Origin of the sequence: Paenibacillus sp. RS8 (assembly GCF_041956825.1) — a bacterium.
Classification (GTDB): domain Bacteria; phylum Bacillota; class Bacilli; order Paenibacillales; family Paenibacillaceae; genus Paenibacillus_AQ.
In genome coordinates, this window is record NZ_CP168131.1 from 5,423,179 (window position 1) to 5,449,258 (window position 26,080).

25 protein-coding genes are annotated in these 26,080 nt (G+C 43.9%); 6 read left to right on the plus strand and 19 right to left on the minus strand.

Annotated features, from left to right (window positions below):
* Positions 1–15: 15 nt before the first annotated feature.
* On the minus strand, positions 16–2,004 hold the full coding sequence (mutL, locus tag ACDZ28_RS25640; protein WP_339286826.1) for a DNA mismatch repair endonuclease MutL: 1,989 nt from the start codon (positions 2,002–2,004) through the stop codon (positions 16–18).
* A 32-nt stretch (positions 2,005–2,036) separates the two neighbouring features.
* The gene (mutS, locus tag ACDZ28_RS25645; protein ID WP_375103107.1) at positions 2,037–4,787 is read right to left on the minus strand and encodes a DNA mismatch repair protein MutS; all 2,751 of its coding nucleotides are present in this window, start codon (positions 4,785–4,787) and stop codon (positions 2,037–2,039) included.
* 275 nt (positions 4,788–5,062) lie between these two features.
* Here mutS and ACDZ28_RS25650 point away from each other — a divergent pair, with 275 nt between their 5' ends.
* Positions 5,063–5,860: a GNAT family N-acetyltransferase gene (locus ACDZ28_RS25650; RefSeq protein WP_375103108.1), complete on the plus strand. Its 798-nt coding sequence runs from the start codon at positions 5,063–5,065 to the stop codon at positions 5,858–5,860.
* A 116-nt stretch (positions 5,861–5,976) separates the two neighbouring features.
* Here ACDZ28_RS25650 and ACDZ28_RS25655 read toward each other — a convergent pair whose 3' ends face one another.
* From ACDZ28_RS25655 to ACDZ28_RS25685, 7 genes are all read right to left on the minus strand, one after another.
* Positions 5,977–7,362 (minus strand): hypothetical protein, encoded by a 1,386-nt coding sequence (locus ACDZ28_RS25655; protein WP_375103109.1) that lies wholly within the window; start codon positions 7,360–7,362, stop codon positions 5,977–5,979.
* A 218-nt stretch (positions 7,363–7,580) separates the two neighbouring features.
* Positions 7,581–8,138 carry an outer spore coat protein CotE gene (locus ACDZ28_RS25660; RefSeq protein WP_042128379.1) on the minus strand — a complete coding sequence of 186 codons (558 nt, stop codon included), beginning with the start codon at positions 8,136–8,138 and terminating at the stop codon, positions 7,581–7,583.
* Between the two features lie 225 nt (positions 8,139–8,363).
* Positions 8,364–9,386, minus strand: a complete 1,023-nt coding sequence (locus ACDZ28_RS25665) for an HD-GYP domain-containing protein (protein ID WP_052414631.1) — start codon at positions 9,384–9,386, stop codon at positions 8,364–8,366.
* A 165-nt stretch (positions 9,387–9,551) separates the two neighbouring features.
* The gene (locus ACDZ28_RS25670) at positions 9,552–10,538 is read right to left on the minus strand and encodes an aromatic acid exporter family protein (protein ID WP_042128381.1); all 987 of its coding nucleotides are present in this window, start codon (positions 10,536–10,538) and stop codon (positions 9,552–9,554) included.
* Between the two features lie 105 nt (positions 10,539–10,643).
* On the minus strand, positions 10,644–11,480 hold the full coding sequence (locus ACDZ28_RS25675; RefSeq protein WP_375103110.1) for an ABC transporter permease: 837 nt from the start codon (positions 11,478–11,480) through the stop codon (positions 10,644–10,646).
* On the minus strand, positions 11,480–12,256 hold the full coding sequence (locus ACDZ28_RS25680) for an ABC transporter ATP-binding protein (protein WP_076118762.1): 777 nt from the start codon (positions 12,254–12,256) through the stop codon (positions 11,480–11,482). Before ACDZ28_RS25680 ends, ACDZ28_RS25675 begins: the two co-directional genes overlap by 1 nt.
* 53 nt (positions 12,257–12,309) lie before the next feature.
* Positions 12,310–13,332: an ABC transporter substrate-binding protein gene (locus tag ACDZ28_RS25685; protein ID WP_042128388.1), complete on the minus strand. Its 1,023-nt coding sequence runs from the start codon at positions 13,330–13,332 to the stop codon at positions 12,310–12,312.
* A 272-nt stretch (positions 13,333–13,604) separates the two neighbouring features.
* Here ACDZ28_RS25685 and ACDZ28_RS25690 point away from each other — a divergent pair, with 272 nt between their 5' ends.
* Positions 13,605–15,305, plus strand: a complete 1,701-nt coding sequence (locus ACDZ28_RS25690) for an alpha-amylase family glycosyl hydrolase (RefSeq protein ID WP_375103111.1) — start codon at positions 13,605–13,607, stop codon at positions 15,303–15,305.
* On the opposite strand, the gene ACDZ28_RS25695 is transcribed toward ACDZ28_RS25690, so the two are convergent.
* Together ACDZ28_RS25695 and ACDZ28_RS25700 are read right to left on the minus strand one after the other, a co-directional pair.
* On the minus strand, positions 15,292–15,588 hold the full coding sequence (locus ACDZ28_RS25695) for a hypothetical protein (protein ID WP_375103112.1): 297 nt from the start codon (positions 15,586–15,588) through the stop codon (positions 15,292–15,294). The two genes, ACDZ28_RS25690 and ACDZ28_RS25695, sit on opposite strands and share 14 nt — an antisense overlap.
* A gap of 37 nt (positions 15,589–15,625) precedes the next feature.
* Positions 15,626–15,961 (minus strand): hypothetical protein, encoded by a 336-nt coding sequence (locus ACDZ28_RS25700; RefSeq protein ID WP_375103113.1) that lies wholly within the window; start codon positions 15,959–15,961, stop codon positions 15,626–15,628.
* A gap of 142 nt (positions 15,962–16,103) precedes the next feature.
* Here ACDZ28_RS25700 and ACDZ28_RS25705 point away from each other — a divergent pair, with 142 nt between their 5' ends.
* On the plus strand, positions 16,104–16,343 hold the full coding sequence (locus ACDZ28_RS25705; protein WP_042128392.1) for a hypothetical protein: 240 nt from the start codon (positions 16,104–16,106) through the stop codon (positions 16,341–16,343).
* A 120-nt stretch (positions 16,344–16,463) separates the two neighbouring features.
* On the opposite strand, the gene ACDZ28_RS25710 is transcribed toward ACDZ28_RS25705, so the two are convergent.
* Complete coding sequence (locus ACDZ28_RS25710; protein ID WP_170880275.1) at positions 16,464–16,601, minus strand: hypothetical protein; 138 nt, start codon at positions 16,599–16,601, stop codon at positions 16,464–16,466.
* A 227-nt stretch (positions 16,602–16,828) separates the two neighbouring features.
* On the opposite strand from ACDZ28_RS25710, the gene ACDZ28_RS25715 reads away from it, so the two are divergent.
* A complete protein-coding gene (locus ACDZ28_RS25715) occupies positions 16,829–17,455 on the plus strand; it encodes an FMN-dependent NADH-azoreductase (RefSeq protein WP_042128394.1) in 627 nt (208 codons plus the stop codon).
* A 94-nt stretch (positions 17,456–17,549) separates the two neighbouring features.
* On the opposite strand, the gene ACDZ28_RS25720 is transcribed toward ACDZ28_RS25715, so the two are convergent.
* From ACDZ28_RS25720 to ACDZ28_RS25740, 5 genes are all read right to left on the minus strand, one after another.
* Positions 17,550–19,108 (minus strand): IS3 family transposase gene (locus ACDZ28_RS25720; protein ID WP_139328618.1). Its coding sequence is split into 2 segments (ribosomal slippage): positions 17,550–18,475 and positions 18,475–19,108, totalling 1,560 coding nucleotides; the frame shifts between segments, so codons are not numbered across the junction.
* Positions 19,109–19,250: 142 nt separating this feature from the next.
* The gene (gene rsgA / locus ACDZ28_RS25725) at positions 19,251–20,345 is read right to left on the minus strand and encodes a ribosome small subunit-dependent GTPase A (protein ID WP_375103114.1); all 1,095 of its coding nucleotides are present in this window, start codon (positions 20,343–20,345) and stop codon (positions 19,251–19,253) included.
* Positions 20,346–20,835: 490 nt separating this feature from the next.
* Positions 20,836–21,507 (minus strand): HAD family hydrolase, encoded by a 672-nt coding sequence (locus ACDZ28_RS25730; RefSeq protein WP_076118770.1) that lies wholly within the window; start codon positions 21,505–21,507, stop codon positions 20,836–20,838.
* 161 nt (positions 21,508–21,668) lie between these two features.
* Complete coding sequence (locus ACDZ28_RS25735) at positions 21,669–22,124, minus strand: DUF3939 domain-containing protein (RefSeq protein WP_042128399.1); 456 nt, start codon at positions 22,122–22,124, stop codon at positions 21,669–21,671.
* Positions 22,125–22,245: 121 nt separating this feature from the next.
* Positions 22,246–22,842: a metalloregulator ArsR/SmtB family transcription factor gene (locus ACDZ28_RS25740; RefSeq protein WP_042128401.1), complete on the minus strand. Its 597-nt coding sequence runs from the start codon at positions 22,840–22,842 to the stop codon at positions 22,246–22,248.
* A gap of 179 nt (positions 22,843–23,021) precedes the next feature.
* On the opposite strand from ACDZ28_RS25740, the gene ACDZ28_RS25745 reads away from it, so the two are divergent.
* Both ACDZ28_RS25745 and ACDZ28_RS25750 read left to right on the plus strand, forming a co-directional pair.
* The gene (locus ACDZ28_RS25745; protein WP_375103115.1) at positions 23,022–24,026 is read left to right on the plus strand and encodes a YpdA family putative bacillithiol disulfide reductase; all 1,005 of its coding nucleotides are present in this window, start codon (positions 23,022–23,024) and stop codon (positions 24,024–24,026) included.
* 1 nt (position 24,027) lies between these two features.
* Positions 24,028–24,471: a DUF441 domain-containing protein gene (locus tag ACDZ28_RS25750; protein ID WP_042128405.1), complete on the plus strand. Its 444-nt coding sequence runs from the start codon at positions 24,028–24,030 to the stop codon at positions 24,469–24,471.
* 75 nt (positions 24,472–24,546) lie between these two features.
* Here the strand turns inward: ACDZ28_RS25750 and ACDZ28_RS25755 are convergent, their stop codons facing one another.
* The gene (locus ACDZ28_RS25755; protein WP_375103116.1) at positions 24,547–25,485 is read right to left on the minus strand and encodes a DUF4179 domain-containing protein; all 939 of its coding nucleotides are present in this window, start codon (positions 25,483–25,485) and stop codon (positions 24,547–24,549) included.
* Entirely contained in the window at positions 25,478–25,996 is a 519-nt protein-coding gene (locus ACDZ28_RS25760) for a sigma-70 family RNA polymerase sigma factor (RefSeq protein ID WP_042132244.1), read from the minus strand. The genes ACDZ28_RS25755 and ACDZ28_RS25760 overlap by 8 nt, the downstream gene beginning before the upstream one ends.
* Between the last annotated feature and the right edge of the window lie 84 nt (positions 25,997–26,080).

Sequence of the window (26,080 nt, forward strand, 5' to 3'; positions counted from 1 at the left end):
AAAGGAGACTTACAATCACATCACCCGTTTAAACAATTTCTCTAAATCATAGGATGAAAAAGAAATTACAATCGGCCGCCCATGCGGGCAGGTATACGGTTGCTTACAAGCTGCCAGACGAGACAACAATGCCTCGACTTCCTGTTCTGTTAGTTTCTGGTTAGCCTTGATAGAAGCTTTACATGAACAGAGTATTGATGATTTCTCACGCAGCTTCGCAAGGTCAATCAAGCGTTCACTCAAGACCCACTCCGCCATTTCTTCAACGATCGCTTTTTCCTCGCCTTCAGGAAACCAATAAGGCAAGGATCGAATTAAAAATGTCTGTCCCCCAAAATGCTCAAGGTACACTCCGGCCTGCTGAAACCAATGCAGACGTTCACTAAGTTGACGACTTTCCGAAGGGGTAAACTCTAGTGTAATCGGCAAAAGTAAATCCTGAGAAGCATCTTCAGGTCGTCCGAACTTCTCATAAAAAAATTCGTAATTTATTCGTTCGTGAGCCGCATGTTGATCAATGAGATACAGCCCACCGTCATTCTGAGCGATAATATAAGTTCCATGATGCTGCCCGATATAATTTAATTCCGGGAAGGCAGGGAGTCCTGGTTCTTCCTGCTGCTGCGGAGGAGCCCACAGCTTTTCAACAGAAGGCAGTTGCTTCTGTGATGAAGCAGTTTGTTGTGGGTGATAACTATTCGTATAGTTATTGCTCACATTATTTTGACGTCCTTGTAAAGAGGTAGGCTGATAACCCGACCCATAAGATGGAGCCGCTTCACGAGTCATCGGATGATCAGTCAGCCCCTCCTGCCTGAACTCACGGGCGTTAAGCTCAACGTTTGATGTTTGTTGTCTACTGAAGGAACTACCAGCTCCCTGAGGAACTGAATCCTTGCCTCCGTCAACCGATGGCGGTGGCGGAACTGTTCCTTTGGAAAAAGCAAACTGTTCCTGTATAAAGGAACTACTGCCCTTTGGTCCGATGGTTTCTTTACCAGGACGCGGTATTAAACTTTGCCCCAGCAATACTTTACGGATTTCTTGTTCAACAAATGAGTAAAGCTCGTTCTCTTTACTAAATCGAACCTCTAGCTTAGCCGGATGAACATTGACATCCACAAGTGAAGGATGCATGTCCAGTTCAAGCACCAGCAGCGGATAACGGTTTATCGGAAGCAAAGTATGATAAGCACGCATGATCGCCGCGTTCAGACCATTGCTGCGAATATAACGTCCTCCAACAATGGTAGTCACTGCATTCCGATTTGATCGTGTCCACTCCGGACGGCTTATATAACCGGAAATACGATAATCCAAGTCCTCTGCCGTAATCGGCAGCATAGCCTTGGCTGCGGAAGTCCCGTATACTGCTGCGATCACTTGCAGCAGATCACCGTTACCAAGCGTGTGCAGCAGCTGATTGCCATTATGATGCAAGGTAAAAGAAATCCCCGGATGCGCTAGCGCCATTCGATACATGGCATCCGATATATGACCAAGCTCCGTCTGGATACTCTTCATATATTTCAGCCTTGCCGGCGTATTAAAAAATAATTCACGCACCGCTAGATCGCTCCCACGACCCGAAGGGGAATCTTCATTCCGAATTAAATTACCACCCTCAATATCGATCAAGCGTCCTTTGCCGTCATCGGCAGTAGCCGTGAGAAGAGAGACTTTGGATACCGCCGCAATACTGGGAAGTGCCTCCCCACGGAACCCTAAGCTAGTAATCTGGAATAAATCTCGCCCATTAGCGATTTTACTTGTAGCATGGCGATAAAAAGCGGTCTCGCAATCCTCTGGCTCGATCCCTGAGCCGTTATCTTTTACTCGAATGCTCTGTAAGCCGCCTTCTTCAACCGAAACCTCAATTCTTGTACTTCCTGCGTCAATAGCATTCTCAACCAACTCCTTCACAACAGAAGCTGGCCGCTCTACAACTTCACCCGCAGCAATCTGGTTGGCAATATGCTCGTCCAATATATGAATTTTGGCCAATTTCATTCACCTCTTATTTAGGCAATCAATTATTAAAGATCCTTCGCTTTCATCTTCAGATCATTCAGCAGACTCATAGCCTGAAGCGGAGTCATATTCATAAGATCTGCGTTACGTACAGAAGTGATAAATTCTTTTATTGCAGGGTTCTCTTGTACTTCAGATCCTACTACCGCCTGACTTGAACTACCTTTGCGATTCTTACGCGGTTCTTCCTCACCAAAGATAGACAGTTGAACAACTTCATTTCCTACTGAAGAACCCGTAGGAATTCCTGACGTTTCAGCGATAAGGCTATCGGAATGTTGGATAGATGATGTTGCTGCGATCTCTTTTACAGCGGCATGACTCTCTAGTCCACCGCCATAATGTATTGAGGACCCTCCCGGATGCGCTGCCTGCTCGATGCTCTGAAGTAGACCGTAAGCACGATCAATAATGCCTTCAGGAAGCCCGGCAAGACGTGCACAATAAATTCCATAACTGCTGTCTGCCGCTCCCGGAACGAGCTTACGCAGGAAGTTTACTTTATCGCCACTCTCTTGAACGGCCATAGAATAATTCTTAAGCCCTTTAAGACTTTCTTCTAAGTGAGCCAACTCATGAAAATGCGTTGAAACTAAAGCTTTGCAAGAAATGGTATCGTGCACATACTCAATCACCGCCTGTGCGATCGCCATACCCTCACTAGTCGAAGTTCCTCTACCAAGTTCATCTATTATGATCAAACTCCGGGCGGTTGCTTTCTCTGTCATGACCTGAATGTCGGCCATTTCTACCATAAATGTACTCTGACCACCGATCAAATCATCGGCTGCCCCAATACGTGTGAAGATCCGATCAATAAGAGGTACTTCTGCACTGGATGCCGGAACGAAACAACCAATCTGAGCCATAATGCAAATAAGTGCAACCTGACGCATATAGGTACTTTTCCCAGCCATATTAGGACCAGTGATTAAAAGAATATTTCCCTCTTCCTTACTGAGCGTACTTCCGTTTGCTATAAACGCCGAGTCTTTTAACACAGCCTCTACGACAGGATGGCGACCGCCTTCAAGTCGAAGATCGTACCCATCGGATAGGACTGGTTTCACGAAGCGATGCTCTGCACTCACAGCTGCCAGACATTGATACACATCAATTTCCGCTACCTTTTCTGCAAGATTCTGCAGTCGCGGTATTTGGCTGCTGATTCGATCACGCAGTTCAGTAAACAGGCTGTACTCCAAATCTGTCATTTTATCTTGCGCTTCAAGAATCAGTGCCTCTTTTTCCTTAAGCTCTGGTGTAACAAAACGCTCTGCATTTGCAAGCGTCTGCTTACGTTCATAACGCCCTTCCGGCAACGCGGCCAGATTGGATTTGGTAATCTCTATGAAATAACCGAAGATTTTGTTATAGCCGATCTTCAGTGATTTAATGCCAGTGACTTGCCGTTCCTTCGCTTCCAGTTCAGCAATCCAACGTTTACCATTACTGCTAGCTTCCCGCAGCTCGTCCAACCGGGCATGATAACCAGACCGGATAATACCTCCGTCTCGTACGGACACCGGCGCATCCTCTACAATTGCTCGGTCGATATCCTCCCGGATCTCGGCGCATTCATCCATACTCGCACCAATCTCGCGTAAGGTTGCAGACCCCGAAGTCATACATAATTCCTTCAAAGCAGGGATTTGTGCCAGCGATAGCTTCAAAGCATTCATGTCACGACCATTCGCACTACCAAAGGCAATTCGACCTACCAGCCGCTCTAAATCATAAATTTCCTTCAACGCTAAACGCAGGTCCTCCCGAACAATAAACTGATTGTACAAATAATCAACCGCTTCTAGGCGACGTTCGATCGGAGCTCGCTGCAACAGCGGCTTATCAATTCTACGACGTAACAAGCGCGCACCCATGGATGTTTCGGTACGGTCTAGAAGCCACAGGAGAGATCCTTTTTTAGATCGTTCTCGGACCGTCTCAGTAAGTTCCAGATTTCGGCGCGTGAAGGGATCAAGAATCATATAATTGCCTGGTTCATAAGGGGAAATTTGACTAAGCTGTCCCATTGAACGTCGTTGCGTCTCGTTTAGATAGGAGATCAGCAGCGCTAGACATTGTCCGCGTTCTTTCTCCAAACGTACCCATGCAGCTTCACCAAATTGACGGCGTGCCAGTTCCTCTTCGCGTTTCTCCCAAGGTGTGTACACCACAGGCTTCGCTAACAGAGGCATTTCACTGCGTAAAAGTTCCAATAAAGCTGGGTCTCCGATGATCTCGGCCGGTTCATAAATACCAATCTCATCGCGCAGCCACTCTCCACCAGATAAAACTGAAGTAACATACAATTCACCTGTTGTTAAATCACAAGCGGCTAACGCCATCATCCCATCACTTTCGGTTACACAAACGAGATAATTGTTACTTTTGTCGGCAATGATTTTTCCATCCATAACCGTTCCCGGTGTCACGACACGTACGATATCCCGCTTCACCATTCCCTTAGTGACGGAAGCATCCTCTAACTGCTCACAAATGGCGACTTTATATCCTTTTTCAATCAGACGCTGAATATAACCCTCGGCGGCGTGATAAGGTACTCCACACATCGGGATCTTCTCTGCGCCCCCGCCTTCGCGACCTGTCAACGTAATTTCAAGCTCCTTGGAAGCCAAAATGGCATCTTCAAAGAACATTTCATAAAAATCGCCCAGTCTAAAAAATAGGAAGGCATCCTTTGCCCCTTCCTTTACTTTCAAATATTGCTCAATCATCGGCGTATATTGTGCCATGGTCAACCTCCATGCCTATTTATTGCTGTCCTCCATTATAACAGAAAGTCGGCGTACAAAGTCACCCTGCGACCTCATGGAAGTTCATCCTATTCAATCCTCAGGTAAAAAATCAAGAAATCTCACACAATTACTAAGGCATAATGGGTATTACCGTTTGTTTATTTTTCAAGCATCCATTGTTCCTTAGAAAGAGGTATATTCTTCTGCATTTTAATATTGTAAAATCTTAACACAGAGTGTCAACTCATAAGAAAATCAAAGGAGAATATCAGATGATACGAAGACTCACGGAGGATGATCGGGAACTACTAATGGCATTGCTGCGGAAAGAGCCGGCTCTTAATTTATTTATCATCGGAGATGTAGAGAATTTCGGGTTTGAACAGGATTTCATGACATTATGGGGGGAGATAGATTCAACGAATGGTCGGATGAGAGCCGTTCTTTTGCGTTTTTATAGAAGCTATCTTCCCTATGCAGATGGGCCGTTTGATGTCGAGGGATTCGCTACAATCATGCGAAAAGATAACGATATTCATATGATTTCCGGTGTAACCGAAGTGGTAAAAGCCTTTGACGGAGTGGTTGACTTTAAACAAGAAAAGCAATTGTACTTTGCTGAACTAAAGGAAATGAACCCTATAATTAAAGCATCCATTCCACCTACTGAAAACATTAAAAAAGCAACCGTTCAGGATGTAGAAGCGATTTGCTCGCTTACAGATACTATAGAAGAGTTTGAAAGCAGTCGGGACGGATCGAGAACTAGCCTACGTAAAACATTGGCGAGTGGTACAGGCCGCACGTATTATATGAAATGTGAAGATCAGGTAATTGCAACAGCCTCAACATCGGCAGAAAATTCCATGTCGGCTATGATCGTAGGGGTTGCCACGCATCAAGCATTCAGAGAGCAAGGATTGGCTACAAGCGTAGTTGCACAGCTATGTACAGACCTGCTCCATGAAGGGAAATCTTTATGCCTCTTTTATGACAACCCTCATGCCGGGGTTATTTACAAACGTCTTGGATTTCAGGATATCGGTTCTTGGAGCATCATGTACATGTAGACAAGCATAAACGCCTTGGGCGTCCTAATAAGGACGCCCAAGGCGTTTATGCGAGAAATAATAGATATAAGGAATATGTGAAAAACTAACACTTTCTAATATTTTGAAATAAAAGCTCAACCTTTAACTTTGCTGCACCAAAGCTCACGGATATCGCGAGATTCATCCCACGTTCGTTCAGCGGCGATATATTGAAACAAAGGCTCTATGTGTTGGGCGGCCATCTCGTAGCCGCCTAGAGCGCGCAGCTGCGCCAGCAGAGGGGGTACTGCGTCGCGCAGCGGGGATTTATCGCCGACGTAGTAGGCGATATGCAGGTCTTCCCGGTCGAGCGGGCGCAGCGTCAGGTCTTCATAATGGCTCACGATTAGATGAGCCAGATAGACCGCGCCTTTAGCGATGACCGGGGATACCAGGAAGCTCGGCAAGGTCCGATACTCAAAGCCGCCATGCGGCTGAGTCCGGAAATCGCCGAGCACGCCGTAACGAGGACGACGCGCTCCCGCGCGGACGTCCTCAAGCAAAAGCATGGGCAGCGCGAGATAGTTATCGAGCGCGCGCAGCAGCGGCGCTGTCAGCGTCACGCCGCTGAAGTGCAAATGGCCGCCGAGGGCCCAGCCCGTCAGCGGCATGCCTCCCGCCCGCCAGCGCAGCGTGCGGTCAGCGATGAGCCGGTCCGCCGTGGCCGCGGCGGACATCAGCTGCGCCAGCAGCGCGCGCGGTTCCCCGCGCGGCTGGGGGCGCAGCTCGGCGACCGGGAACACGCCCCGCGTTCCCGGAGGTCCGGCGTCGCAGCCAGCGACGCCGTCCGTGGGCAAGTACCGCGACGCAGGCACGACGCGGCCGGTGGATTCCCGGAGGATGATGAACTCCGGGTCCATGCCCATGAGCAGGCCACTGCGGCCTGGCTGCTCCAGAGCAAGCTTCCGTTCCAGCGCTAATGCTGCGGAACGATATGGCTCAGGCAATGATTTGCCGGAAATCTGTAAAAGTGGAGTAACTCTCTCCACAACATACCTCCGGTTCCCCATTGCCCTCAATAGTACTTCACCACTATCCAGCCCCAAGCTGTATAAAGTTCGAACAGCAATACGCTGAAGCAATTTCATCACCCCGCGCCACTCTCTTGAGGCACTGCTCATTGATTCACTGTTATCAAAGCGATCCTCATTTAATCCCCCGGAAAACACATCTAAGGCTGCTCGCATCCCTAAACCTGCTCCAAGTGGAGTGATCTGAAGAACGTTCAGATTATATACGAGTATGTTATAGCACTGTTTATGAGCCTTTTCGAAAGACGAAGCACCATATGTATCGGCTAAACGAGTTCTTTCATCAGAGGTCTGGTTTCTCTGCGTCTGTATCGATGTTTTTGTGCCTTTTTTTCGCGACAGGATCTGTTTTGCAGACGACAACAACGTCGCTTCAATACCACTCCTAAGTAACCTAGACTCTCTCTGCGCTGCTGACAATCCCGAATACACTTTATAGCCTTCATTCATTTCTCTCGCCCCTCCATCCCTTACACCCGAGATTGAAAGCTCAGCACTAGCTCCTTCACATCTTACTGCCCTGAATTCGAACCAATTCTCACTAGATGCATCCGATTTCCTAAAAATAAATAAAAAAAAGGAGGGCATTCGCCCTCTACGCCGCCGCCCCTCCTACATATAATGGACCATAACCCATCGATACTCAGTTAGCGGCGGCGCATCCTTCCTTACAGTTCATCATCCAGATTGTCAGGGTCCAGATCATCGTAATCGAAGCTATCACCGTCAAAATCATAATCCTTGTCTTCCGGATCATCACTTTGCTCAGTAACATACACACGGACTTTGGTCTCAGCCACCAACTCCACTTCGAATTCGCGCTCTACGCGAAGTGTCACACTGCCTCCGCCTGGCGATACGCCCGCTTCTACACAGTTGGGTTCCTGCGTTGCCTCCGCAGAGACCTCAACGGTAGAAGTGCGGTGTCTCGTGTCCAGGTACGAGAGCGGAATGAGCTCCACATAGGAGACCGTTTCTTTAGCTACCTCGGTCTGCTTGTTCTTGTCGTACGAGTACCAGATGTTTACATCGTAAGTACCAATTACTTCGATTCCGTTCCCGGCGGCAACCGCTTCGTACTGGTGGTTGATAATCCAAGCCCCCAGAATACTAGTCGGATGATGTGGCGGAGTCACGGTATGGGTTGCTGTAGAGAACTTACGACCTTTGCCGCAAATTGCCTTCGTAATGATCTCCCTTGTTTGACGTTTATGGCTTAATGACATCTTTAAACCTCCTCCATACAATCATTCACTATCAAGTGTATGCAGGTTCTAGGCATTTGTTGATTGTTAGTCTATAAATTTATTTGAGTAAGCCCTCCAAAAGGTCTTATCAGAAGACTCATAGTTCATTTTATTTCAAAATTTGTACAGATATGAGTAGATTATAAAAATGGTCCAGCCTATTACATATCCATTCTGAACGTTAAAAAAACCTTATAAAGCGCGCTATTGCGGGATTACGCGTACAATACCAAGTGATCTATGTTTACTTAAGTCAATAAAGTCCTCATCAATATTCACGAGCGGGCGCAGTGGATCCGTAGCAAGAATCATTATGATTTTTCCTGTCCGTCCATCTGTCAATTCCACTTCATTCCCTATCATTGACTGCATTAACTTATTAATAAAGACTCTACAAATATAAGGGTCAAGCTTACCAAACACATTTTCCTCCATTTGCAACAATACTTCATATAGAGGGGATGCTTTACGATAAAAACGGTCGGATGTCATTGCATGGAACACGTCTGCGACAGCAACAATTTTACTGAAATCAGTGATCCGATTTCCAAGAACGCCGAACGGGTAACCGCTGCCGTCCATTCTTTCATGATGCTGCAGGGCGACGAGCGCTTGCATATGATTGGTTCCAATAGTGTCCCGGATCATCTCGTAACCATAGGTCGTATGCTTTTTCATAAGCTGATACTCTTCATTGGTCAACGGGCCCGGTCTAGTTAGTAATTCATCCGGAATCCTCATTTTGCCGATATCGTGCAGAGTCGCAGCGATCGTCAGCATACTCAAATCCTCAGGCTTTAATTTTAGCCATTTCCCTAGCAAAGTAGATAAAATGCCAACCGCTACATTATGTCTATATGTATAATCATCCTTGGACTGCAATGCAGCCAATACGCCATAAAAATCATTTTTTTCGCTTACCTGCTGTATAAACGGAATGACTTCATTTCTAACTTCAAGCATAGGAATTCTTTTGTTTTTGTTATGTCGAATCTGTTCAAAAATATTCTCTATTGCAGCTGTGCAATCATCAATGGCTAGTTGGAAAAACTCCGCGCTGTCCAGCTGCACGACGTCATGTGACTCTAACGTGATCTTATGTTGACTGATTAATCGTATATGCTCAGCACTTAATAAAGTCAATGCGGGTAAAACAAATACACCTTTGTCATTAAAAAGGTTAGCTATAAGTTGTTTTCCGATAAATGATTCCATAACTTTGTCCATACGCCTCACCTGCCAATGCGGAAAATTCGACTACCGAACTTCCTGCTATTATTTGAACTCACCATAAAATCGTTAATCCTATCTTGTGATTAACTTTTAGTTCATACATATCTTATCGTGATTTTGACAGAGATAGTTAATACTTCACTTTATTAAAGCCTCAGTTTAAGCTTTTTTTCGTATGCTAAGACGTTTCTCCGGCTTGTAACTGACCGGTATTTTATGCCGCTTAGCGATCTTTAAATAAAGTGCCAATTCCCTACATAACTGAAGAATAGCTGACCGTACTTCAAATTCCTCACGTGTCTCCGGCAGATCCATTTCTTCGAATTCTCGTGTTAGCTCGTCCAGCAGATGTTCAGTTCGTCCAGTATATTCCTCTGCAAGCACATCCCCGCTAAGCTGGTCGAACAATTCGGCAACCATCTCCCCATGCGGTAAGTGGCGATACACTTGAGACAGCAGCTGCATCATACTTTGAATCGATTCCAGTTGCTCCTTCCGCATATAGAAATAGACATTCCATGCTTCATCAGGATGAATAACATGATTCTCCATCTCACGGGTAGCTGCCGTTAGTCCCCGCTGCACTGCATTATCTGCATCAATTAATTCTTTACCGTCCCAAATATACAAAGGGTCTCGAAGCGTACGGGCCATCTGAGTAAAAATAACTGAGAAATAACGATCCACTTCCTTACGGATCCCATAAATAACTCCACCCGTCTGAGGCATGTAAACCAAGTTTACCAATCCTGCTGAACCTAGTCCTATAGCCAAAAGCTCAATTTGCTGCAGCAGGACATGGAGCGACAGTTCAGCTTGTCCAAACACGCGAAACACGATAACCGAGCTGGTGACGATCCCCTCTTTGTAGCCAGACTTTACGATCATCGGAAAGCCTACGAGTACATACAGCCCAAGTACCCAGTAATGGAACCCTAGAAGCCAGAATAGGATGCAGCCAAAAAAGAGTCCCACGAGCGAGGCTAAAAAACGAGCCGTTATCGTTCGGAAACTCCTTTTCAAAGTAACCTCTACACCTAAAATTGCCAACAAGCCTGCACTCTGTGCGTTAGGTATACCCACTGCAGAAGCAACTAGTACGGATAATAAAGTAGCTGCTGCTGTTTTAATCACACGAAATCCCATAACCCTATCTCTCCTTACAAACACTATACAAACACTATCCAATATATAGGTAAAGATATAGACATGTTACAAGATTTTGTGTACGGACACAATATTACATCAGGATCATCGTCTTGATAGCAATCGTTTCTCTAGATATACCACTATTTGATACATCGCCGTTGCCACTGCCGCGATAATCAAAAGACTGGACATCACGAGAGTGAAGTTAAAAACCTGGAAGCCATAAATAATCAGATAGCCCAGACCAGATTTTGCGACTAGAAATTCCCCTACAATAACCCCTACCCATGACATCCCCACATTCACCTTGAGGGTGGACACCACCGTTGGGAATGAAGCAGGCAGAATCACTTTAAAGAACACCTGAACTCTGGAAGCTCCAAAGGAACGAACCACCTTGACCAGATTAGGATCTACACTGCAAAAGCTGTTGTAAACAACAAGCGTCGTAATAATCACCGTTATAGATAAAGTGGTAACAACGATAGCAGTGAATCCGGCCCCGAACATGACGATAAAAATCGGCCCCAGCGCCACCTTCGGCATACTGTTAAATACGACCATATACGGATCAAGTACTGCTGATAAAAAAGGAGACCACCAAATAATCACAGCCAGCAGTGTCCCTAACAGCGTTCCCAGTACAAAGCCTACCGCAGTCTCACCTACCGTCATCCCCAGATGCGGCCACAAGCTCCCGCTAACCATATCTCCCCAGATTTGGCGAAAGACTTTTGTAGGATAGCTAAACAGTAGCTCATCAATCCAGCCCATTCTTGCTCCTGCTTCCCAGAGAACAAAAAACAATAGTAACAGGCTGCCCCTTACAACATTTACACGATTGCGCCACCGGTGCTTCGTTTTTTTATAATCACCATGCATCTGCTGTAGCCACTGTTCACGGGAAGCTAATAACCCCGATTGCTCCGTATGCTTCATTAGCTTTCCCTCCCTGCAATCTCCATCTCTTTCCATATCTCATGAAAAAGCTCCGAAAAGCCTGGCTGATCACGTGCAAACAGCGGAGGTGCTGTTCGGATTTGCTCTGGCACTGAGAATACTTTGCGGATCTTCCCCGGATTTCGTTGTAGAAGAATAACACTGCTGCTTACTGCAATTGCTTCAGATAGATCATGCGTGACTAATATTGCAGTCGTTCCTCTGCTGCGTAAGGTCTCAGAGACCAAATCTTCCAGTTGTAATTTAATCTGATAATCCAGCGCCGAGAACGGCTCGTCTAGTAGAAGTAGTCCAGGATTCGTAGCCAAGGTACGTACCAGAGCCACTCTTTGCCGCATCCCACCTGATAACTGAGAAGGATAAGCATGCTCTTTTCCCTCTAAGCCCATCTCCCTAAGCAGCTCCAAGGTCCGCTTTCTGCTCTCCTCGTTCAAGCTTCCAGTCAGCTCCAGACCCAAAATCGCATTGTCCAATATACTCCGCCAAGGAAAAAGATAATCCTGCTGCAGCATATACCCAACCTCTGGTGAAGGCCCCGTAATGGTTTGACCGTTTACGAATACTTCGCCCTGAGATGGCTGCAGCAGTCCTGCAATAATCGATAGGAGAGTCGTCTTGCCACAACCACTTGGACCTACTAGGCTAACGAACTCTCCTTGCTCGACATTAAGGTTCAGGTCCTCAACGGCCAGTGATGCTTCACGGTCGCCAAGATAGGCATGCGTTACTCCCTTTAATTGCACTACTGGAGGCATTGTCAGCCCCTCCTTCATGTTTACACATCTTATTTAGGATCTTTGGTTCTCTCTTATTTTGAAGTGCTACTCTTTATATTCTTCTCAGCTTTCTCAGCAAAACTGTTATTCACTATTTTGTCAGCGGGAACGCGTTCTTTAAGCTCGCCAGCAAGATCGATGACATCAAGCAAATTGTTCCATTCTTCATTATCTATAATTGGATTAACCGCATAGGTATCCTGTTCCTTATAACGTTTGACTGCAGAAACCACGATGTCTCTATCTGTTTTATCAAAATAAGTCATAATCGCATCTGCAATTTCTTCAGGGCTATGTTCTTTCACCCAAAGCTGAGCACGCTGGATCGCATTCGTGAACTTCTGTACCGTGTCTCCATTTTTACTAATATAGCTATTCTTAGACATAAACACGGTGTAAGGTAAATAGCCGCTCTCGACTCCAAACGAAGCCACTACTTCCCCTCGTCCCTCACGTTCAAAGATTGAAGCCTGAGGTTCAAACAACTGCACATAATCGCCAGTACCTGAAGCAAAAGCACCTGCAATATTGGCAAAGTCAATATTTTGGATCAAGGTGATGTCTTTGGCAGGATCTATTCCTTTTTTAGATAAAGTAAACGCGCCTGCCATTTGTGGCATTCCGCCTTTTCTTTGACCAAGGAAGGTAGACCCCTTCACTTTATCCCAGTTAAACTCACCGTCAGCTTTACGGGCAAACAGGAACGTTCCATCCCTCTGAGTCAGCTGTGCAAAATTAATGACCGGATCATCTGAGCCCTGCTGATACACATAAATAGAGGTTTCAGAACCTACCAATGCCACATCGATGGCGCCAGAGAGGAGTGCAGTCATAGTTTTATCTCCACCGGGGATCGTCTGTAGTTCTACGTCAAGTCCTTCATCTTTAAAGAAATTTTGTGATAAAGCAACATATTCGGGTGCATAAAAGACAGAACGTGTGACTTCACCAATCTTCACCTTCACCATCTCTGACTTTCCGCCGCAACCGGCAAGCACTGAAAAGCATAAAGTAATGATCATGAGCGACAATGACAGCTTTTTCCTAATCTTCATTCTTCATTCTCCTTTCTTACCGGGTCCTTCGCCCTTGCTTAAAGCATATGCAGATGCCTACAAAAAGGTTAAAACCTCCAATAACATAGGGAAATCCAAGAATAACCATGATATTAGCAATTTTCATTGGAATAATGGATAAATATCGATTAATTTGCTGTTTTTGTATCTGTGCAAACGTTTTACCAATAGGGATGCATTCGAGTACTATAGGAAATAAAGCGCTTTCTATTTCTTGTATCGGAAAATTGCGGCAAAAGGGGTTAGTTCATATGTATAAAAGTGCTACATCCATAACCAAAAAAAACATAATATTTAATCTGGTAGGCATTAGCCTAACCGCATTACTGCTGACCAGTTGTTCTGGAGATGCAGGCAACAAAGCATCCATTGCTTCTCCTTCCCCTAAAACAGACTCAGTTCAACCCCCCGCTACCCCTCAAGCTACAAAAGTCATAGCTACGGTGGACGAACAGCCCTCTACGGTTTATTATGAATTATTTGTTCGTTCCTTCTATGATTCAGACGGGGATGGCATCGGAGATCTCAAAGGAATCACCCAAAAGTTAGATTACTTAAATGACGGGAATCCTGAGACCAACAACGATTTGGGAATCGGTGGGATTTGGCTTATGCCCATCAACCCATCGCCGAGCTATCATGGCTATGATGTAACCGATTATCTTTCGATAAATCCTGATTATGGGACACTTGAGGATTTTCAAGAGCTTATTACAGAAGCGCATAAACGAGGAATTAAAATCATTATGGATCTGGTTGTGAATCATACCTCCAAAGAACACCCATGGTTCGTAGATTCGGCTAAAAACACAGATAGCAAATATCGAGATTGGTACGTCTGGGCTGAAGATCAAGGCCGTGCCGCAAACGGAGCCAGCGCTGCGGGCGGAGGCAATGCGTGGCATTCTTTACTTGGCAGTCATTATCTGGGCGGCTTTTGGGAAGGCATGCCAGATCTAAATTTCGATAATGCTGAGGTTCGTACGGAAATGAAGGACATAGGAAAGTTTTGGCTCGAGCAAGGTGTGGACGGATTCCGACTGGATGCTGCGAAGCATATCTATGAAGATCTGTTGAGTGACAAAACTGAGGCTACTACGGCTAAAAATGTATCCTGGTGGCAGGAGTTCCGCAAAGCCATGAATGAAGTTAATCCTGAGGCATATATAGTGGGTGAGGTATGGGAAAATTCTGCTGTCACCGTCGGGGCTTATTTAGATCAAGCCTTTGACTCAAGCTTTAACTTTGGATTAGCAGAAACACTAGTCAATTCTGTAAAAACTGAAAAAGACAGCGGGACTGCTTTTACGCTAGAGCGAACGTATAAATTGTACTCCAAAATATCCGACAATCAATTTACCGATGCTACTTTCTTAACGAATCATGATCAAAACAGAGTCATGAGTCAATTAGACAACAACCCAAATCATGCAAAAATGGCAGCAGCCCTACTGTTAACTTTGCCCGGAAATCCTTTTATCTATTATGGTGAAGAAATTGGAATGCTAGGTGTGAAGCCAGATGAAGGCCTTAGAGAGCCTATGAGATGGGTGGCAGCCGATCAAGGAGAGGGGCAGACTACGTGGGAGCCGGGAAGTAATAATGCGGGTGCGATCAACGTTGATGTTGAGAGCCAGTTAAATGACAGTAGCTCACTGCTTGGAAGATATCGCGAACTCATTGCATTAAGAAATGAGGTCCCAGCGCTCCGGGATGGAGGTATCCGTGACTATGCATCTGGCAATACCGGGGTTATGGCTTACGAACGACTAACAACACAGAATCAGGTGCTCGTCGTTCATAACCTTACTGGAAAAGAACAAACCATTGTTCTACATCCCAATGTCGAGGGTTTCTCTTATTCCAAGATCCTAAAGACCATTACTATCAAGTCGACCTTGAATTCAGATCAACTCACCCTCCCTCCTTATTCAACAGCTATTGTGGAGTAAGAAATGAGGAGGCATGCAACACCCATTTTGTTACTGAACCGCATAATTGAGCTTTTGTAATCGGGAGGGCTATAAGCCAGTCTTTGGTTGGATCGCTGCTCATTCGTAACAACCAGCCACTGGAATGATCACCCATGAAGCGAGCTTTTTGAAACATCCATCCACTATCACTGGATGTGCAGAGTCGTAATTCTCCTTCTGCCATGAAGCACTTCATCACCCGTGCTAGTTGGATGGAATGTACATCATCCCCTGTCTCTGCGGCTAAACAATCTGAAAGCATTTGCAACGTGGATGAGCAAGAGCTTCTTCTCAGCTCTTCAAATCTTTTTTTTTGACATTAGTAATGCCGGAATCCCACGATTGTAGAGCTCCTTCGTGTTCACACATTCGAACAGCTGAAGACAAAAGCTCTCCGTTTCACTTTCGTCCTTTAATTCATAGGGCAGGGATTCTGGTTTACTATTGCAGATTACTAATATTCGATCTTTATGTACTTGGAGACAAAGGTCCTTCATCTTCTCCTTTTCTTTATATTTCAATCTACAGATCCGGTCTGCGGTAGAAGCTTTATGTAACTGATCCCTTATTACTTCCCCCTCTATCCCATCTGGGAATAAAAAATGCGTTAAATCCGTTACTCCATTGTCATTCACATCATTGTATCCTTCCTGTATTACATATATATGTATATTAATATAACAATCTTTATGTTATCATAAGCTAATTTTAAGGTAAAATTAAGAAACAAAGGGTATTATCATTAACATGAAATACTTTTAGCGAGGTGTCTTCAAAATGAGAATGCTCATCACTTTTCAGAACAAACTTGTACCTGTGTATTTCACAACAGAAAATAAACAGCCCACTCAGAAAGTACTTAGATTACTTAACAGTACGTTGGAGCTCAAAATTCAAAAGGGCAAAAATGCCATCCAGAAATGCCTGAATTCTCTGATTAGTATCGAAATTAAAGGCTCTGAGGCTATATTGCACAGTTATAGTGAGAATGATTCATTGGCGCTATCCCTCTATTAATAGAGGGGTAGTTTTTTTGTAAAGTTTTTTCACCTTTTAGCAGACTAAACAGCAAGTCTCTGAATGAGACTTGCTGTTTTTAATTTTGCAGATTTAGTGAATTACGAGTATAAGTCAATTTCAGCTAATCTTATAGTTCTTATCTTCTGCTTTTTCAGCCTTCTGTATTCGAAGCTTAAAGAGGCTCACTAAATTTTGGCGTGTATGCTCTTCGTGACAGCTATCCAATTTCTTAATGATAAACCGATCAATGGACATGTCCATCGCTCCTTTTAATTCATTCAGATACTCATGGATATAGGGAAATTTTTCCTGTTTCCTTGTATGTTTATTAACCGGAAATTCTTTTTTTTAAACTTTAGCACTTTTATTAAACTCCTCAATTCCCAAAAAACTATTACAAAATAATAATTTACAAACAAAAGAATACATGCTATATTATTTATAGTTAATATTAAATACACACATCCAAGGGAGCAATCATAATGTCTAAAGTTCTATTTATTAAAGCAAACAACCGTCCAGCAGAACAATCCGTAAGTGTTAAGCTCTACAATGAATTCTTGGAGAACTACAAACTTAACAATCCAGAAGATGAAATCACTGAACTTGATCTGTTCGCAGAACAACTTCCTTACTACGACAATACCCTGATCACTGGTATGTACAAAGCTGCTCAAGGTTACGAACTAACCGCTGAAGAAGCTGCAGGTGCTGCTGTAGTAAATAAATATTTGGAACAGTTTATTGCTGCTGATAAAGTAGTATTCGGTTTCCCACTGTGGAACATGACCGTACCAGCTGTATTGCACACTTATGTCGATTACCTTTGCCAAGCTGGCAAAACATTCTCTTACACTGCTGAAGGTCCAGTTGGTCTTTTGACAGGTAAAAAAGCAATTGTTCTGAACGCTAGAGGTGGCATTTATTCCGAAGGCCCTGCAGCAAGTGCTGAAATGGCTGTAAACTTCATCGTTGGTAACCTTAACCTTTGGGGTATCAAAGATATTACACAAGTAATCATCGAAGGTCACAACCAACTTCCTGCACAATCCGCTGAAATCATTGAGAACGGATTACAATTGGCTAAGGAAACTGCTGCATCGTTCTAATACAAGCCTATAAGAGCCAATTCAATATAAAGGGTGACCCTGAGCACAGTGAACTGCACCCCGTCAAGTAGACAGTACAAAAAATAAAAGTAGTTTAAGCGGCCTTAGTCCTAAATTCAATGGGACTGAGGCCGTTTAATTTTGCCTGTAACCGTTCGTTATTGTAAAAGTGAATGTAGGTATCAATATCTGTTTGGAGTTCTTCAAAGGTCTGGTAGGTATGTAAGTGGTACTTCTCACATTTCATTGTTCCCCAGAAGGATTCCATCGGCCCATTGTCAATGCAACAGCCTACTCGGGACATGCTTTGCTTCAGTTGTGAATCGTCCAGCATCTTCTTAAAATGCAGAGAGGTATACTGGAAACCGCGGTCGCTATGGAGTAAGGTTCGGCTCTCCGGCGCTGCCTGTAATGCTAATTCCAGCGTGTTAAAAACTAGCGAATTATTATTGGAATGGCCCAGAACGTAAGCAACAATGGAATTGTCATACAGATCTTTTATTGCACTTAAATACGCCTTCTTACCCTTGCCGTATTTGAATTCAGTTACATCCGTTACCCATTTTTGGTTTGGAGCTTCCGCCTCAAAATTACGGTTTAGCACATTCTCCGCGACCTGCTGAGGCGTGGAGCCTACATACTTCTTTCTCTTTCTGCGGATGACAGACTGGATACCTTGGCGTCTCATGAGTCGGTATACTCGTTTTGCGTTAATAGATTTGTTCATTTGTCTGCGCAAATGCAGGGTCAATTGACGATACCCAAAGGTTCGTTCCACCTTCTCATACAAGAGAAGCATAGCCTCTGTCAGTTTCTCGTTTTCGGTCTCTCGGGAACTAGGTTTGCGATTCAACCATTTATAGTAACTTGACCGTGAAATCCCTACGATGTCACACATAAGTCGAATGGAGCAAGACTGTTCCTGTTGAACGGCTTGAATGGCCAGGTAGATGTTCTCCTGGCGAATGGTTCTTAACGTCTCCTCCTTTCGAGTTCCTCTAACTTTTTTAGAAAAGCATTCTCCGCACGCAGGCGTGCATTCTCGTACTCCAGCTTTTGCATCGCGAGTTTGTGGCGAGCTGCTTCCGTAAGTTCTTCGGGCGCTTTAGTACGTCCTCTGCCGTCACGTAACGCCTCTTCACCGCCTGCTTCGTACTTCTTTACCCAGCTATATATTTGTTGGTAAGACACGTGGAAATGGCTTGCCGCCTTCGTGTAGTCTTCTCCGTTCGAAAGGCAGTACAGCACGATATCTATCCGTTCCTGCCAAGTGGTTACGCGTCCTTTGGTCATAGCTTTAGATCCTCCTGAATGAGCTGTTAAGCTGTTGCTATGACCATTATACTTCCTAATCCAGTTGGCGAGTTGGGTTGAACTTGCAATCTTATACTTGCAGATGATTTGGTTTTGTGACAATCCTCCCTCGAGATAATCCTTAACGGCATGGAGTTTAAGTTCTGCGGAATACGTACGGTTGTGGCTTCGAACTTCCAGCCCTTCGTACCCATACAATTGATAACGTTGCCGCCACTTCACTATAGAGTTTTTGGATAATCCATACTTTCGGGCCGCAGCTTTCAAACCAATGTCGCCCCGTTCAATTTCTTGGAGAACCGTTAATTTTTCGAGTGCCGTATACTTCTTTTGTTCCATAAAAATACTCCCCATACAGCAGCAGGTTTTTATTATTTCGCCTGTCTACTATATGGGGAGCATATCAACAGGGTCACCCTTTTTGAATTTTTTTCTTATTAGTAAATTACTACCATCAATGTTACTGTCTTTAGCAATTCTTCTAATACTCATCCAATTCTTTGCGCCACCCGTATCCTCTGGTTCTTGAAGAACTAACTTTTGAGGAAGCAGCACTTTTTCTCTTGAGCTTCACTTCTTTGGTGCTTTGGTACAACAGCTCCCGCTGAGTCTTTCGGTAGTTTAGCAGTCTCTTCTCTTCCAGCTCACCAGTTCGAACCGCTTCAAGCACTGCACAGCCCTCTTCACGTTCATGGCTGCAATTACTAAACCGACAGGCTGCAGCAAAACTGCTAATATCACTGAACGCCAGATCTAATCCACCTTCATCTTCCCAGAGCTGTAGCTCACGCATCCCTGGTGTGTCCACAATAATTCCTCCGTCCGGCATAACAAACAATTCACGGTGAGTAGTGGTATGGCGTCCGCGGCTATCTCCTTCTCTAACATCCTGTGTAAGCTGAAGGTTCTTTCCGCATAGCCAGTTGACCATCGTTGATTTACCACAGCCTGATGAGCCCGTTAGAGCCACTGTCTGTCCACTGCCGATGTAAGGCAGCAGTTTCTCACGGCCATTATCCTGCAGTGTACTAACTGCATGAACTGATACACCTGGGGCGGCGCTTTCCATTTCCGCGATTTTACGATCTGCATCTGAACAAAGATCCGCTTTGGTCAGCAGAATGACTGGATTTGCCCCACTATTCCACGCCATAATCAGGTATCTCTCCATCCGCCGAACATTAAAGTCATCATTCAAAGCACTGACCAAAAATAAGGTATCTACATTCGAAGCAACAATTTGTTCCTCCTGTGTGTTACCTGCTACCTTACGTGAGATGACACTATGTCGAGGCAATAACCCATGTATAATCCCATGCTCACCCCCATCCTGCATTGAAAGTGCTACCCAATCACCGATCGCAGGAAAGTCACCTGAAGCCACAAATGTATGTCTCAGCTTTCCTGATAGTTCACCCCATGTCTCTCCCATATCAGTCATTACTCTATACTTACTTCCGAAATCACCTACAATTCGTCCGGGAACTAACTGTTTATTATTCTCCGACTGTTTCCATCTTTCATCCCATTTTGAACTCCAATTTTCATTCCAACCATATTGCTGTATGTTAGTCATTTAAATCCTCCTAAAGATCTGTTAAAGGTTTATTTTTTTGTCCTACCAGCATTTTCCGAGAACACAAAAAGCCGCCGGAATTTAAGAATCCGGCGGCGGTCCACACTTCATGTACTCTTCTAGGACGAAAAGGACAGGAAGTGCATACACAATCAGAAAAGTGTCTTATCGTAAAGGCTAGGATAAGTTCATTTTCCCGTGCGATATATAGACAAATAGGCATTTAACTACAAAATCCTATCGGTTCTATACACGCAAAAAAGCCGCCGGACCCAATACGGTTCCCGCGACTCTAATAAGCGTAATAGAGCTTATCTGCTAAACTGCACGAATAACTTATTCGGCAGCCGCTGTTCCCGGAAGACACGTATCCACAACAGTTGAGTTCATTACATTTAAAACTGTCATAAAACATCGTCTCCTTCCGAAATAAGATGTTGTTATCATAATCGGTGCTGCCTTATAATGTCAACTACAAATTTCTATATGATTACAAAATAGACCTAAGCTCATTCAACTCACGAATCATCTTCCAAGGTTGAATGTCTAATTGATCATCCCAGGCATGTTTCCTTTGCAGCCAAATCCCTTGAAGTCCTGCTTTGCCAGCACCCCAGATGTCATTCACTGGATGATCTCCAATAAACAATGTCTGATCAGCAGTAACCCCCAGTCTGTCTAATGCAAGTTGATAAATCTTAGGATCGGGCTTAGCAATTCCTACTTCTCCGGATATGACAATAGCCTTAAAGTACTCTCGTAGGCCAAGTGTATCAATTTTGGTATTCTGAATTTCTACTTTGCCGTTGGTAACGAGACCAAGAATATAACCACGGTCTTTGCAGAACTTCAGAATATCTACAGCATCTTTCATCGTTGCGCCATGATTGATATAGCTCGCATCGTAATACGCACGAATATGCTCAGCTGTAACTGGCGTTTCCCATGGCAGTATCTCGCTTAGCTCAATGAAAAATCCGTCTTTATCACGGTATCCATCAGCATCTCTATAGATCATATCCTCTATTACATCCTGAGCTTCCGCAGGTTCCAAATGTCCTAGAAAATCTTGCACAAACTGAGTACAAAAACTGCGAAATGTATTGTCACGATCCATTAAAGTATTATCTAAATCAAATAATATGGCTTGTACTTCTTTCATCAAGCGATTCCCCTTATATGCTGTTGATTTTAAGAATTGAACTTTCAGTAATCTATTGTACTATGCCTTTTAAGACAATGAAAAGACCATTCTGTAAAAAGGATTAGCTGTCTCCCCTTCTACCGAACAGTCTTTATAAGATTTATATTAGATTTATTCATTTACTCAAAATGCTCCGCTCGATGTGTCAGCATCATTTCCTCTTCTGTGATATACAGTGGGAAAGGAGGGGTTTCTTTGAGATAACTTTCTGTGGCCAGCAATCGATAATGAACCTCTGGCAACCAAGAATCTTCAACAAGAGGCAGCTGACCTGTATCACTGATGTAATTATCGACAGCAGACTGAACCATATCAAGATAATAGGGAACCAGCTTATCTTCTTCCTCGAAAACTTCATATGTCTCACGTGACATATAGAAATTCTGGTCTGGAACTCCACCTAAATATCGTTTTAGTCGACTCAAATCTATTCTTTTGTCGTCAAGGATTAAGGCTGTTCTATTAATGAGCGCAGGCATATCTTCTTCAAATTGTCTGATTGCCTGTTTGACTTGATTCAAGGTAACGGTAATGTGATCGGATTGGGGTTGTTTTTTTATGCGTTTGAAAAACATAAGACAAGTCTCCTTTCGAAAAACTATCTTTGTTAACGCTTACAATTCTATTATATTCGAATTCCTCCTTCTTAATCAGCATATTTCCATTCGACACAAATTGTTAACAATTTTATGATCATTATTTGACATCTTCCCAACGAGTCCATATTTCTCGGGGATTAAGCTCATATTTATCATTCTCTCGATACATAAACTGATGCATAATAAATTCACGCCGAATGGTAGCAAAATCCTCATGAAACTGCTTAATAAACTCGTTAATTTCCTTTTCAGTATAAACTACCCTAGGTTCTAGCTTCTCAACCATGTACTGAAGGGCGATCAATTTCTTTTTATACTGTGCCGGGATTTGCCGTAGCCGTCCATCCTTCGAGAAAAAATTACGAAGCACAGACTCTTTTAGACTATTCTCAGGTGATTTCTCTTCCATATTTCTCGCTCCTTTCGAAAAAATAAACTGAAGTGAAGCCTCAGCGCCACTACTAATGAACTCCGGATTCAACTTAAAATAAACGGTATTCTTGTCGCGCCGCTCCTTAATTAAAGCCGCTTCCCGCAATTTCGCAGCATGATGAGTTACTGTCGGTTGCGATAAATTCAATTTTTCAGCCAGCGCTTGTCCATGCATTTCTCCTTGTGACAGAAGCAGCAATAAACGCAAACGTGTTGGGTCAGCCAAAGCTTTATGATAGTTCACTATTTTTTCCAACTGCATCGGAATCACACTCCTCACTTTCGTAAGCTACATTCTCATTAGATATATATCTAATTATATAACAATCAACATTACGGTTGCAATGGATATTATGTTTAATCCTATGCTTATGGCAAAATGAATGAATTTAGGGTAGGATTTAAAGAAAAGATAGTAACAATCAGGAGGTAACCCGCTGTATGAAAGATGTAATTATTATCGGTGCAGGTCCTTGCGGCCTCTCGGCAGCTATTGAATGCCAGCGCCAAGGACTGTCCAGTCTCATTATTGAAAAAAGCTTTATTGTTCACTCCATTTATTTGTATCCAACAAATATGCAATTCTTCAGTACAGCTGAGCTATTGGAGATCGGAGACGTTCCTTTCACCTCGACTAATGATAAACCGTACCGTCATGAAGCACTTGTCTATTACCGCCGGGCTGCGAAACAGTATGGTCTAGATATCGCCGCTTACGAAGAAGCGACGTCCATTGAGCCTTTGGAGGATGGAACCTTTGCTGTACATACGTCCAATATGCGGGGTGAGCATCAAACACGGATTACCGCGAATGTAGTAATAGCTACAGGTTATTTTGATCAACCGAATATGATCGGTATTCCAGGTGAAGAGCTTCCTAAGGTTACCCACTATTTCGGCGAAGCCCATCCATATACTGGGATGAAGGTTACAGTAATAGGTGGAAGTAATTCCGCCGTAGATGCAGCGCTGGAGCTTATGCGTGTTGGAGCTACAGTAGATATGGTCTATCGTGGTGAGAGCATTTCCTCGAATATTAAACCTTGGGTTCGGCCAATCTTTGAAGGGATGGTACAAAAGGGAAGGATCACCCTTCATTTGGAATCACGTGTTACTGAAATTACGGCTAATTCGGTCATCGTTACAAGTCACAATGGAGATAAGAAATCCATAGATAATGATTTCGTCCTTGCTTTGACAGGCTTCCGCCCTAGCCGGGTGCTTCTCACTTCAGCGGGAGTAGTTATGGATGATGATCTGGATAAGCCAGCTTTTAACCCCTCCAGTATGGAAAGTAATGTTCCAGGTCTTTATGTTGCAGGAGTAATTGCATCAGGTCGGAATGCGAATGAAGTGTTTATTGAGACAGGACGTGGGCATGGTAAACTTATCGCAGATCATATTCTTTCGAAGCGAAGTTCTCACAATAAGGAGTTGAACGTTTAAGATGGACATGACCTCTTTGCTTTTGCTTGGACTTGCTGCGCTCGGTATTATAAGCAGTAACTCCCCTGTAACAATAGCAATGGTCGTCCTATTACTGCTAAGAGTTCTTGGGCTGCAGCAGACCTTCCCTTGGCTTGAAAAATATGGTTTAACCCTCGGGATTATCATTCTTACGATCGGGGTCATGACACCTTTGGCCAGCGGAAAAATATCGCTACAAATGGTCGGTCAATCCTTCCTTCACTGGAAGTCTCTTCTTGCAATTGCGATCGGTATTCTCGTCGCTTATCTTGGAGGGCGAGGAGCTATCCTTATGACCAACCAGCCCACAGTTGTTGCGGGTCTCCTGATCGGAACAGTGATAGGCGTTGCATTGTTCAAGGGTGTCCCTGTAGGACCGCTTATCGCAGCCGGTATATTATCGCTCTTGATTGGCAAAATGTAAAAGGTGATCAACGATTGAACACAAAAGTAGAGCAGCGATTCTCCACTACGAGAGAATCGCCGCTCTACTTTCTTTTTATTCAGCCTGAGAAATGGACTGTGGAATTTCCTGAGATGATCGTTTTTCTACAAACAATAAATCACTAATACCATACTCTGTTTGTATTTTTTCCAGCTGGGCCAACGCCTCTGCTTCAGAATTGTAATAGCCAGCTTCCACTAGGAATAATCCCTTCTGATCCTTTAATACGCGCACGTCTTTTAACCCGAATAACATCTCTTCAGCCATGCCTTGACTCTCGCCAGAAGGCGCTGAGACCGTTCTAAGTGAATAGATAGAAGCTCCTTCCCCCACGTCGCCCTTCTTATCCATCAATGTAATCGCCACCTGTGCCGGATCCTTATATTCCTTTACCTCATAAGCAACTGGCTCTTTGAAGGTCACATTGAAACGTATCATCGAGTCATCCAATGTAATTAAAGGATAAGCATCTTGAACATACTTGCTTTCTTTTAATGTCTCAAGATCTTTAACAGCTGAGAAGTTCCTTGCCCCACTCACGGTTACGGTCATTGTATAAGGATTGTCAGTGAATTTTACGTTATAAGAGCTTGCAAGGTCTTGTGTATTGTCCGAATTTGCAAAGTTTAAAATCATTTGATCACTGTTCTTCTGATGTTTCAACGAAATGAAATTGACATCTACTCCATCCTGAATCGTGCCGCCTCCTGCACTTCCATCCGTAAATTTCAAAACACTTACCAGCTTACCAAGCACTGGCACATCATTCATACTATCAGCGAAGGCTGGCACCGTATTTACGCCCACTGTAAAAGAAATAATAACTGCTGCTGCAACTGACCCTGTCCATTTTAATCCATTCATTTTTATTCCTCTTTTCTGTTGTTTATGAAGTTTTCCTCTTTCAATACCTTTACGAGAGGCTTGTGATAGTTCTTCAGGGATTTCAATATCGTTGTATGCTTTCTGTAAACGTTCCATTTGATTATCCAAAGTACTCACTCCCCTTCATATTAATTTTTAATTTTCCTAATCCCCGATAGATGACGGTTTTCACTGAACTCTCTGGCATGTCTAATACCCCGGCAATTTCTTTTATGGGCAAGTCTTCAAAATATCTCATCACAATAATCATTCTTGATCTTTTATCAAGGACTCTTAATGCCTCCTGAAGATCAATGACATCCTCTATGGGTTCTGAAGCGTAGCTGCCTTCGGGATTTTTCTCCATATACACGATTTTTTTAGATTTCCGGATAAAGTCTAAGGCACAATTGACGGCTATTTTTGTCAGCCAAGTTTTAAAATATTGAGGTTGCTGTAGTTTATGAACAGAGATATACGCTTTATAGACGGTCTCCTGCACAATCTCTAGCGCATCATCCTTATTCCTCACATAGGAGTATGCCATACGGTAAAGACGCTCTTGCATCCCCTCTATCAATGCAGTAAAGCTGTCTTCATCACCCGCTATCGCCTTTTCCTCCAGCTCTGTTGTATTCAAGTTCTCACTACCTTTCATGTTGCTTATATTTTTTAGACGCATGTGATATCCAAAAAGACTCAATAGAGTTTAAAAAAAGTGGCC

Bases quoted from the DNA above. Each gene is read 5' to 3' on its own strand.
- ACDZ28_RS25685 (WP_042128388.1), bottom strand. From the start codon at position 13,332: ATGAAGATTAGGAAAAAGCTGTCATTGTCGCTCATGATCATTACTTTA.
- ACDZ28_RS25660 (WP_042128379.1), bottom strand. From the start codon at position 8,138: ATGTCATTAAGCCATAAACGTCAAACAAGGGAGATCATTACGAAGGCA.
- ACDZ28_RS25680 (WP_076118762.1), bottom strand. From the start codon at position 12,256: ATGCCTCCAGTAGTGCAATTAAAGGGAGTAACGCATGCCTATCTTGGC.
- mutS (WP_375103107.1), bottom strand. From the start codon at position 4,787: ATGGCACAATATACGCCGATGATTGAGCAATATTTGAAAGTAAAGGAA.
- ACDZ28_RS25710 (WP_170880275.1), bottom strand. From the start codon at position 16,601: ATGTCCATTGATCGGTTTATCATTAAGAAATTGGATAGCTGTCACGAA.
- ACDZ28_RS25665 (WP_052414631.1), bottom strand. From the start codon at position 9,386: ATGGACAAAGTTATGGAATCATTTATCGGAAAACAACTTATAGCTAAC.
- ACDZ28_RS25650 (WP_375103108.1), top strand. From the start codon at position 5,063: ATGATACGAAGACTCACGGAGGATGATCGGGAACTACTAATGGCATTG.
- ACDZ28_RS25740 (WP_042128401.1), bottom strand. From the start codon at position 22,842: ATGCAGTTGGAAAAAATAGTGAACTATCATAAAGCTTTGGCTGACCCA.
- ACDZ28_RS25750 (WP_042128405.1), top strand. From the start codon at position 24,028: ATGGACATGACCTCTTTGCTTTTGCTTGGACTTGCTGCGCTCGGTATT.
- ACDZ28_RS25735 (WP_042128399.1), bottom strand. From the start codon at position 22,124: ATGTTTTTCAAACGCATAAAAAAACAACCCCAATCCGATCACATTACC.
- ACDZ28_RS25715 (WP_042128394.1), top strand. From the start codon at position 16,829: ATGTCTAAAGTTCTATTTATTAAAGCAAACAACCGTCCAGCAGAACAA.
- ACDZ28_RS25695 (WP_375103112.1), bottom strand. From the start codon at position 15,588: ATGCTTTCAGATTGTTTAGCCGCAGAGACAGGGGATGATGTACATTCC.
- ACDZ28_RS25655 (WP_375103109.1), bottom strand. From the start codon at position 7,362: ATGAATGAAGGCTATAAAGTGTATTCGGGATTGTCAGCAGCGCAGAGA.
- ACDZ28_RS25690 (WP_375103111.1), top strand. From the start codon at position 13,605: ATGTATAAAAGTGCTACATCCATAACCAAAAAAAACATAATATTTAAT.
- ACDZ28_RS25730 (WP_076118770.1), bottom strand. From the start codon at position 21,507: ATGAAAGAAGTACAAGCCATATTATTTGATTTAGATAATACTTTAATG.
- ACDZ28_RS25745 (WP_375103115.1), top strand. From the start codon at position 23,022: ATGAAAGATGTAATTATTATCGGTGCAGGTCCTTGCGGCCTCTCGGCA.
- ACDZ28_RS25670 (WP_042128381.1), bottom strand. From the start codon at position 10,538: ATGGGATTTCGTGTGATTAAAACAGCAGCAGCTACTTTATTATCCGTA.
- rsgA (WP_375103114.1), bottom strand. From the start codon at position 20,345: ATGACTAACATACAGCAATATGGTTGGAATGAAAATTGGAGTTCAAAA.
- ACDZ28_RS25675 (WP_375103110.1), bottom strand. From the start codon at position 11,480: ATGAAGCATACGGAGCAATCGGGGTTATTAGCTTCCCGTGAACAGTGG.
- ACDZ28_RS25705 (WP_042128392.1), top strand. From the start codon at position 16,104: ATGAGAATGCTCATCACTTTTCAGAACAAACTTGTACCTGTGTATTTC.